Raw genomic sequence first — 9,159 nt, 5'->3', positions numbered from 1 at the left:
GGGTCCGGTCTACTTGCCGAGGACCGCCTTCATCACGTCCCGCGCGATCGGGCCGCCCAGGCCGCCACCCGAGATGTCCTCGCGGGAGATGTCCATCGCCGTCGGGTCGATGAACACAGCGACGGCCACCGACTGACCGTCGGGCTTCTTGCCGTACGAGACGAACCAGCCGTACGGCACCTCCTTGGTCACATCGTCACCGCGCTGCGCCGTACCGGTCTTGCCGCCCACCGTCACACCGTCGATCAGCGCGCGCTTCGCGCTGCCCTCACGGGCCGTGAACTCCATCATTTCCTGGACCTTCTTCGCCGTGTCCTCGGAGACCGCCTGGCTCTTGAGCTTCGGCTCGTGCTTCTCCAGCGTGGACAGGTCCGGGCCGCGCAGTTCCTCGACGATGTAGGGCTGCATCAGCTTGCCGTCGTTGGCGAGGGCGGCGGTCACCATGGCCATCTGCATCGGCGTGCTGGTGAGGCTGCCCTGGCCCATGCCGGTCAGGGCCGTGCCCGGCTTGTCCAGCTCCCCGGGGTAGAGGCTCTTCGTGGCGAGCATGTCGCCGAAGTCCTCGGAGTACACATCGGAGTTGAAGCCGAACTTCTGCGCCGTCTCCCGCATCCTGTCGTCGCCCAGCTTGGAAGCCGCGTCGAGGAACACGTTGTTGCAGGAGAACTGCATGGCTGTCTTGAACGAGGCCTTGTTGCAGGTCCGGTCGCCGGCCTCGCTGCTGATCGTGTTCGAGGAGAGCGGCAGCTTGTACGGGGAGACCGCGTCGGTCGCGGCGTCCACGTCCGTGACGACGCCGTGCTCCAGGGCGGCGGCGGCCGTGAGGATCTTGAACGTGGAGCCGGGCGGGAAGGTCTCGCGCAGCGGGCGGTTGGCCAGCGGCTTGCTCTTGGCGTCGACGAGTGACTGGAACTTGTCGCCCTCCTTGAAGGAGTTGCCGGCGAAGACCGAGGGATCGTACGAAGGAGTCGAGACCAGGGCGAGCACCTTGCCCGTCTCCGGGTCGAGAGCGACGACCGCACCCCGCGCGTCGAGGTCGGTGAGCCCCTTGTACGCGGCCTCCTGCGCCTTCGGGTCGATGGTCGTGATCACATCGCCGCCGCGCCGCTCCTCGCCCGTGAGGATGTCCTTGGCGTTGGAGAAGGCGAAGCGCTCGTCCTGGCCGCTGAGCACGCTGTCGTACGTCTTCTCCAGCAGGGACATGCCCTGCGCCTGGGAGGCGTAGCCGGTGACCGGGGCGTACATCGCGCCGTCCTTGAAGGTGCGCTGGTACTTGAAGTCGGTCCCCGAGACCTCCTTCGAGCCCGTGATCGCCTTGCCGTTCACGATGATGTCGCCGCGCGGTGTCGCGAACTGGGTGATCTTGACCCGGCGGTTGTGCTCGTGGGTGGCGAGCTCCTCGCTCTTGGTGAACTGCAGCCAGTTGGTGCGGAGCAGCAGAGCGAGCATCAGCAGCCCGCAGAAGATGGCTATGTGCCGCAACGGCCTGTTCATCGTGCTCCTGATCCCCGGCAGCCGAGCACACACGCACGCGGGCCGCACCATCGATGTCCGTTGGTGAAAGATGCAACTTTAGCGCTCACGGTTGCGTCCGAAGATCCCCACCGGACGATCCCAGCCACCCTGCAGCGCGGCCGCCCTGCAGGGTGGCAGCCCGGCCGTCAGAGATACGCGGCGTACGCGTCCAGCGCCCTCAGAACCTCCGCCTCGCCCGCAGGCGGCAGTTGCAGGACGACCTCCTCGACACCCAGGTCCGCATAGTGCGCCAGCTTGCCCGGGCTGGGCACGACCGCGTACGGCACCACCTGGAGCTGCTTCGGGTCGCGGCCGGCCGACTCCCAGGCCGCACGCAGCTGCGGTACGGACTCCGAGAGGCCGCGCCCGCCGATCGGCAGCCAGCCGTCCGCGTCGCCGGCGATCTGTGCGAACAGTTTCGGCCCCGCCGCTCCGCCGATCAGGGTGCGCGGGCCGTTCACCGGCCCGCGCGGCTTCCGTACCGGCTTCGGATACGCGTCGCTCGCCCTGACCGAGGCGAACTCACCGTCGTACGCGGTCGGTTCGTCCGCCCACAGGGCCCTCATCAACGCCATACGGTCGCTCGCCAGCGCCCGCCGTGTCGACCAGGTGACCCCGTGGTCCGCGGCCTCCTCCACGTTCCAGCCGAAGCCGACACCGAGCGTGAACCGGCCGCCGGAGAGGTGGTCGAGCGTGGCCGCCTGCTTCGCCAGGACGATCGGGTCGTGCCGGGCGACCAGGGTGATGCCGGTGCCGAGGGCCAGGCGCTCCGTGACCGCCGCGGCCTGGCCCAGGGCGACGAACGGGTCGAGGGTGCGGCCGTACTCGGGCGGGAGCTCGCCGCCCGCCGGGTACGGGGTGTCCCTGCTCACCGGGATGTGCGTGTGCTCGGGCAGGTACAGCCCGGCGAAACCGCGCTGCTCCAGCTCCCGCGCGAGCCGTACGGGCGTGATCGTCTCGTCGGTGAGGAAGATCGTTGTCGCGATCCGCATGCGCGGACACCTCCGTCGTCGTCCGGTGACGGCACCAAGGTATGCGGTCGCGTGCCCCCGGGTGCACAAAGCGGCGCTTCCGATCACACCCCGGGTCGTGCGGCTTCGCGAAGGCCGTTTCCCCTCTTGCGTTTCCCCGGAGTTCACGGCCTCATACGAGAGTTCGAGTACGTCACCCTCGTCACTCACGACACCCTGGGGAGCCACTCGTATGACCGGATCGATAGCCAGGCGCGGCCTTCTCGTCGGGACCGCGGCCACGGCTCTAACGTTGGGCCCTGTGAGCTTCGCCGACGCCGCACCCACGCCCGGCCCCGGGGACGACAGCGGGGACGGCCCGGTCACGGCGGTGCGGACCGTGCGCGGCACCCTGCCCACCGGATGCCCCGACTTCGTCCACCTGCCCGTCGAAGTGCCGCGCGGAGTACGGGAGATCGCCGTCTCGTACACGTACGTGAAGACTCCCGTACCGGCCGGCACCCAGGGCAACGCCCTCGACATCGGGATCTTCGACGAGCGCGGCACCGAGCTGGGCGGGCGCGGCTTCCGCGGCTGGTCCGGCGGGGCGCGCGGCAGCTTCTTCATCCGGGCCGAGGAGGCGACACCCGGCTACATCCCGGGGCCTGTACGGGCCGGGACCTGGCACATCGCGCTGGGCCCGTACACCGTGGCGCCGGAGGGCCTCCCGTACGAGGTCACCGTCACGCTGACCTTCGGGCCCACCGGCACCACCCCCGAGCCCGTCTACCCGCCCGAGCGCGCGAAGGGGCGCGGCAGGGCCTGGTACCGAGGGGACTGCCATCTGCACTCCGTCCACTCCGACGGCAAGCGCACCCCGGCGGACATCGCGGCCGCCGCGCGTGCCGCCGGGCTGGACTTCATCAACAGCAGCGAGCACAACACCCACTCCGCGCACAGCGCCTGGCAGGGGCTGTGGGGTGACGACCTGCTGGTCCTGACGGGCGAGGAGGTCACCACCCGCAACGGGCACGTCGTGGCACTCGCCACCGACCCGGGCACGTTCGTCGACTGGCGCTACCGGGCGCGCGACAACCGCTTCGGGCATTTCGCGAAGGCCGTGAGGCGGGCCGGCGGCCTGGTCGTGCCCGCGCATCCGCACGCCACCTGCATCGGCTGCCACTGGAAGTTCGGCTTCGGCGAGGCGGACGCGGTGGAGGTGTGGAACGGCCCGTACACGCCGGAGGACGAGATCGCGCTCGCCGAGTGGGACAACTCCCTCGTCGCGGCCGTCCGCGCGTCGAAGCCGTGGATCCCGGCCATGGGCAACAGCGACGCCCACCGCGAGCCCGACAAGGTCGGGCTGCCGCAGACCGTCGTCCTGGCCGACGAGCTGTCGCGGAAGGCGATCACCGCGGGCATCCGGGCGGGCCGCTCGTACATCGCCGAGTCGTCCGCCGTCACGCTCGCGTTCGGCGCCTCGGGCGGGCGCGGCCTGCACGCCGGGATCGGTGAGCGGCTGCGGGCCGACGAGGACGCACCCGTCACGGTACGGCTGGAGGTCACCGGCGCGCCGGGGTGCAAGGCGCACTTCGTCACCGACCAGGGCACCCTGTTCACGGCCGCGCTGGCGGAGTCCGGGTCGGGCACGGTCGAGTGGCGCACCACTCCCTCGTACGCGGCCTATGTGCGGGCCGAGGTGCGGCACCCCGCATCGGTGCCGGGGCTGCCGGGAGCACTGGCCGCGCTCACCAACCCGGTGTTCCTGGGGCGTTAGCCCGCTGCCGCGACTGCCCCTCTCGGTGCGGCACCACTCCCCGGAGCCGGTAATTTAGGTTAGCCTAACCTCAATTATTCGTCGGGTGGGAGGGGCACGGTCGTGGGTCATGGCTGGGAGGGCGTCGTCCTCAAGCTGTTCCGGGGGCGTGACTTCACGTTCACCGTCACCGGGACCGAACAGGTCACCGAGAACTTCCGGCGGGTGCATCTGACCGACGGTGGACTGCTCGACGCCACGGACGGCGCGCACCCGACGATGTGGGTCAGGATCTGGTTCGAGCAGGACGGCAAACCCCACCAGCGCGCCTACACACTCGTCGACCCCGACCGGGAGACCGGGACGTTCAGCCTGGAGTTCGCCCTCCACGACGGGGCCGCGAGCACCTGGGCCCGGACCGTCCAGCCGGGCGACACCGTCGACGCCACCCTTCAGGGCACCGGCTTCACCCTGCCCGAACCGCGGCCCGCCCGGCTCTTCCTGGTCGGCGACGCCGCCTCGCTGCCCGCGGTCAACTCCCTGCTGGACGCGGTCCCTGAGACACCGGCGACGATCTGGTTCGAGAACGCGCACGCCGCCGACGAGAAGCTGCCCCTGCGCTTGGACCCGGCCCGCCACACCCTGCACACGGTCCCGCGTCGCGACGCGGGCAAGCACCTGGTCGCCGAGGTGAAGGCCGCCCTGCCGGACCTGCTCGGCGACGACGCCTCCGACGCCTACCTCTGGATCGCCTGCGACACGGCGACGACCCGGGCCCTGTCCTCGTACGCCCGCAAGGAGCTCGGCCTCGCCAAGGACCGGGTGAACGCGCTGGGCTACTGGCGCGCCGCCTGAGGTCCGCCCCTCAGCCCTCGACGACCAGCGCCGGGGTCTCCTTCGTCAGCACCTCGCCCCGGAAGAACGCCGGGCTGCGGCGCCGCATCACCAGCATCAGCACCACGCCGAGCGCCAGCAGTCCGACGCCGATCACGAAGACCGAGCCGACGCCGAACACCGACGAGCCGGAGCCGTACGCCGGGTCCCACATGTCGTACAGGGTCTTGCCGAAGACCGCCGTGAGCAGACTGCCGCCGACCACGGGGCACAGGCCCTTGAAGACCAGGTCACGCGGGGAGCGGGTCAGGTCGGCACGGAAGTACCAGGCGCAGGCGAAGGCCGTCAGGGCGTAGTAGAAGCAGATCATCAGGCCGAGCGCGTAGATCGTGTCGACCAGGACGTGCTCGCTGAGCAGGGTCATCACCGTATAGAAGACGCCGGTCGCGATACCCGCCACGACCGTGGCCCTGCCCGGCGTCCTGAAGCGCGGGTGGACACGGGCGTACGAGGCGGGCAGCGCCTCGTACGCGGACATCGCCAGCACCGTGCGCGCCACCGGGATGAAGGTGGTCTGCAGGCTGGCGGCCGCCGAGGCCAGGACCGCCAGGAAGAGCAGGATGCCGAGGCCGGGGCCCATGACCGGGCCGGCGAGGGCGGCGAAGACGTTGTCGGACGTGTCCGGGTTGGCGAGGCCGAGACCGGAGTCACCGGCGCCGACAGCCATCTGGGCGGCGATTCCGGTGGCCAGGTAGGAGCCGACCAGGACGACCATGGCGATGAGGGCGGCGCGGCCCGGGGTCTTCTCGCTCCCGGTGGTCTCCTCGTTCGCGGTCAGGCAGGCGTCCCAGCCCCAGAACATGAAGATCGACAGGGACAGGCCGGCCGTGAAGGCGGCGAAGGACTGGACGGCGAACGGATTGAGCCAGGACCACGAGAAGTCCACCGACGACGCGGCGAAGTCCCCGCTGCCCGCCTTCTGCAGGGCCATCGCCACGAACACGGCCAGGACCACGAGTTGCAGCCCCACCAGGGCGTACTGGACGCCCTTCGTAGCGGTCATCCCCCGGTAGCTGATCGCCGTCGCGGCCGCGATGAGGACGAGGCAGGTGAGGATGTGAACCGGCTTGCTGTCGTCCAGGGCGGCGATCGAATCGCTGCCCGTGATCTCGCCGGCCAACAGCCAGAAGTACGACGTGGCGACGCCCGCCAGATTCGACAGAACGATGATCGTCGCGATGACCAGGCCCCAGCCGCACATCCAGCCGAGGCGCGGACCGAAGGCCTTCACGGTCCAGGTGAAGGAGGTTCCGCAGTCCGGCATGACCTTGTTGAGCTCGCGATACGCGAAGGCGACCAGCAGCATCGGAAGGAACCCGGCCAGGAAGACGGCCGGCATCTGTACACCGACCTCACCGGCGGTGGAGCCGAGGGTGGAGGTCAGGCAGTACACCGGGGCGACGGTGGAGATGCCGATGACGGCGCTGCCCATCAGGCCGACGGAGTTCCCGCCCAGGCCCTTCTCGCGTACGCCCCCGTCGGCCGGGCCGCTTCTCCGTACCGCGTCTCCGGCCTGCGGCCGCGCGTCCAGCTGAGTCATGAGGAGGACGCTATGCGCTGCGATATCCACATCCGGAGGATGAGACTCCCATGTCTCACCCTTGACTTCGCGGCCAATCTCTCTGCTTTTACGCATGAATTCAAGGCTTCCGAGAGCTGGAGCCTTCCATTGAATGGCCCCAGAGTGGTCGTGGCAGCGTACGAGAACCGCACTCCCGCCCGATTTGCCCCGATTCAAAAATTCCCGCGGCCCGCCGAGCGTCTGCCCCGGGCGGGCCCCGCGGCGTTGCGCGGGGCCCGCAGGACGCTCAGCAGTCCGGGATCACCGCGCCGTTGTTGTCGCGGGCCTCGTCGTTGCCCCAGCGGGAGAGGTAGTACGCGGACACGTACGCCCCCCGCCCGTTCTTGCCGGCGTAGACGCAATGCGTATCGAGCGCATTCTTCCTCCGAGTCGGGCCCCGGGTCCCGGGAGGTACGGGGTGCGGGCATCAATCCAAGAGGGGCGGTTCCAACTGAGTCCGCCCCTCCGCGCGTTGACCGACACCTACCTGCGGTACAGGTCCTCGATCTCCGCGTCGAAGTCGCGTGTGATCGCGTCCCGCTTCAGCTTCAGGGACGGGGTGAGGTGGCCGCTCTGCTCGGTGAAGTCCTGCGGCAGGACCGTGAACTTGCGGATGGACTCGGCACGCGAGACCAGCCGGTTGGCCTCGTCGACCGCGCGCTGCAGAGCCGCGCGCAGCTCCTCGTCCTGGACGAGTTCGCGCATCGGCACGTCCACCTTCTTGCGCATCCGGCGCCAGTGCGCGAGCCCGTCCGGCTCCAGGGTGATCAGAGCGGTGACGAACGGACGGTTGTCACCGACCACCAGACACTGGCCGACCAGCGGATGGGCGCGCAGCCAGTCCTCCAGCGGAGCCGGGATGACGTTCTTGCCGCCGGACGTGATGATGATGTCCTTCTTGCGGCCGGTGATCGTGAGGTAGCCGTCCTCGTCCAGCGCACCGAGGTCGCCGGTCGGGAACCAGGTGTCGTCCTCCAGATACGGGACCGCCTCGCTGCGCTCGGTGTCCCAGTAGCCCTGGAAGACCTGGCCGCCGCTGAGCAGGACCTCGCCGTCGTCCGCGATCCGTACGGCGGTGCCGGGCAGCGGCCAGCCCACCGTGCCCAGGCGGGGCTTGAGGGGCGGGGTGACGGTGGCGGCCGCGGTGGTCTCGGTGAGGCCGTAGCCCTCGAAGATCTCGATGCCGGCGCCCGCGTAGAACGCGGCGAGCCGGTGCCCCAGCGGGGAGCCGCCGCAGATCGCGTACCGGACGTGGCCGCCGAGCGCGGCCCGGATGCGGCGGTAGACCAGCGGGTCGTACAGGGCCCGGGCGACGCGCAGGCCGGGTCCCGGGCCGGGTCCCGTGCCGTGTTCGGCGGCCTCGACCGCCTCGCCGTAGCGCTGGGCGATACGTGCCGCACGGTCGAAGGACGAGGCACGGCCCATCTTCTCGGCGGTGGCCCGGCCGGTGTTGAAGACCTTCTCCAGGACGTACGGGATCGCCAGCAGGAACGAGGGCTTGAAGCCCGCCAGGTCCGCCAGCAGGTCCTCGGTCTGGATGGAGGGCGCATGGCCGAGCCGGACCCGGGCGCGCAGGCAGCCGACCGCGACCATCCGGCCGAAGACATGGGACAGGGGCAGGAAGAGGAGGGTGGAGGCGGGGTACTTGGAGACGGACTTGAAGACCGGGTGCAGCAGCTCGATCGCGTTGTCGACCTCGGCGAAGAAGTTGCCGTGGGTCAGGACGCAGCCCTTGGGTCGGCCCGTGGTGCCCGAGGTGTAGATGAGGGTGGCGGGGCTGTCGGGCCGCAGAGCCGAACGCCGCGCGGCGACCTCCGCGTCGGGGATCTGCTTGCCCAGCGACTTCAGGCGGCCGATGGCACCGGTGTCGAACTGCCAGAGGTGGGCGAGATCGCCGAGCTGCTGCCGCTCCTGGCTGACCAGCCTGCCCTGCTCCTTGGTCTCCACGGCGCAGGCCACGGCGCCGGAGTCCTGGAGTATCCAGCGGGTCTGGAAGGCGGACGAGGTGGGGTAGACGGGCACCGTGACCAGCCCGGCCGCCCAGGCCGCGAAGTCGAGCAGCGTCCATTCGTAGGTCGTACGGGCCATGATCGCGACCCGGTCACCCGTCTGGAGGCCCTCGGCGATGAGGCCCTTGGCCACCGCCCGCACCTCCTCCGCGAACTCCGCGGCTGTCACGTCCCGCCAGGTGCTGTCGGACTGCCTGCGGCTGAGGACGGCCTCGGAAGGGGCCTCGCGGGCGTTGTCGAAGGGGATGTCCGCGAGCGATCCGGCCTGAACGGTCGGCGCGAACAGGGGTACGGAGACCTCCCGTACCGTGCCGTCGGCGGCTCTGACCTTGGTGGGCTCGACCAGAACGGGCACGGTGGGGGCCGCGGAAGCGGCGGCAGCGGCTGACGTGGACACGAGCGGCTCCTCGGCATGGGGGTCGGCACCGGGCTCGTCCGTGGGTCCGGTACCGGTGCGGGCTGTGGGGTGCGCGG

6 protein-coding genes and 1 pseudogene are annotated in these 9,159 nt (G+C 70.3%); 2 read left to right on the top strand and 5 right to left on the bottom strand.

Going from position 1 to position 9,159, the window contains the following annotated elements; genetic code table 11:
* Positions 1-9: 9 nt before the first annotated feature.
* Positions 10-1,494, bottom strand: coding sequence for a peptidoglycan D,D-transpeptidase FtsI family protein (locus tag ACFQ6X_RS26265; protein WP_383184870.1), 1,485 nt, complete (start codon positions 1,492-1,494; stop codon positions 10-12).
* A gap of 167 nt (positions 1,495-1,661) precedes the next feature.
* Entirely contained in the window at positions 1,662-2,507 is an 846-nt protein-coding gene (locus ACFQ6X_RS26260; protein WP_383184868.1) for an LLM class F420-dependent oxidoreductase, read from the bottom strand.
* 211 nt (positions 2,508-2,718) lie between these two features.
* Between ACFQ6X_RS26260 and ACFQ6X_RS26255 the strand changes: the two genes are divergently transcribed.
* Complete coding sequence (locus tag ACFQ6X_RS26255) at positions 2,719-4,242, top strand: CehA/McbA family metallohydrolase (RefSeq protein WP_383184866.1); 1,524 nt, start codon at positions 2,719-2,721, stop codon at positions 4,240-4,242.
* Between the two features lie 102 nt (positions 4,243-4,344).
* On the top strand, positions 4,345-5,076 hold the full coding sequence (locus ACFQ6X_RS26250) for a siderophore-interacting protein (protein ID WP_383184864.1): 732 nt from the start codon (positions 4,345-4,347) through the stop codon (positions 5,074-5,076).
* Positions 5,077-5,086: 10 nt separating this feature from the next.
* On the opposite strand, the gene ACFQ6X_RS26245 is transcribed toward ACFQ6X_RS26250, so the two are convergent.
* The 3 genes and pseudogenes from ACFQ6X_RS26245 to ACFQ6X_RS26235 form a co-directional block, all read right to left on the bottom strand.
* Entirely contained in the window at positions 5,087-6,655 is a 1,569-nt protein-coding gene (locus ACFQ6X_RS26245; RefSeq protein ID WP_383184863.1) for an APC family permease, read from the bottom strand.
* Positions 6,656-6,923: 268 nt separating this feature from the next.
* Positions 6,924-7,046, bottom strand: a pseudogene (locus ACFQ6X_RS26240) (M23 family peptidase); the annotation flags it as partial.
* 113 nt (positions 7,047-7,159) lie between these two features.
* Positions 7,160-9,082, bottom strand: coding sequence for an AMP-dependent synthetase/ligase (locus ACFQ6X_RS26235; RefSeq protein ID WP_383184861.1), 1,923 nt, complete (start codon positions 9,080-9,082; stop codon positions 7,160-7,162).
* Between the last annotated feature and the right edge of the window lie 77 nt (positions 9,083-9,159).

It is taken from the genome of Streptomyces sp. NPDC056452 (assembly GCF_042796085.1).
Classification (GTDB): Bacteria; Actinomycetota; Actinomycetes; order Streptomycetales; family Streptomycetaceae; genus Streptomyces.
The sequence above is the reverse complement of the archived record's forward strand: the minus strand, read 5'-3'. Positions and strand labels throughout refer to the sequence as shown.

What these genes read in the sequence shown, in the direction of transcription:
- ACFQ6X_RS26265 (WP_383184870.1), bottom strand. Translation starts at nt 1,494, where the DNA reads ATGAACAGGCCGTTGCGGCACATAGCCATCTTCTGCGGGCTGCTGATG.
- ACFQ6X_RS26260 (WP_383184868.1), bottom strand. Translation starts at nt 2,507, where the DNA reads ATGCGGATCGCGACAACGATCTTCCTCACCGACGAGACGATCACGCCC.
- ACFQ6X_RS26255 (WP_383184866.1), top strand. Translation starts at nt 2,719, where the DNA reads ATGACCGGATCGATAGCCAGGCGCGGCCTTCTCGTCGGGACCGCGGCC.
- ACFQ6X_RS26245 (WP_383184863.1), bottom strand. Translation starts at nt 6,655, where the DNA reads ATGACTCAGCTGGACGCGCGGCCGCAGGCCGGAGACGCGGTACGGAGA.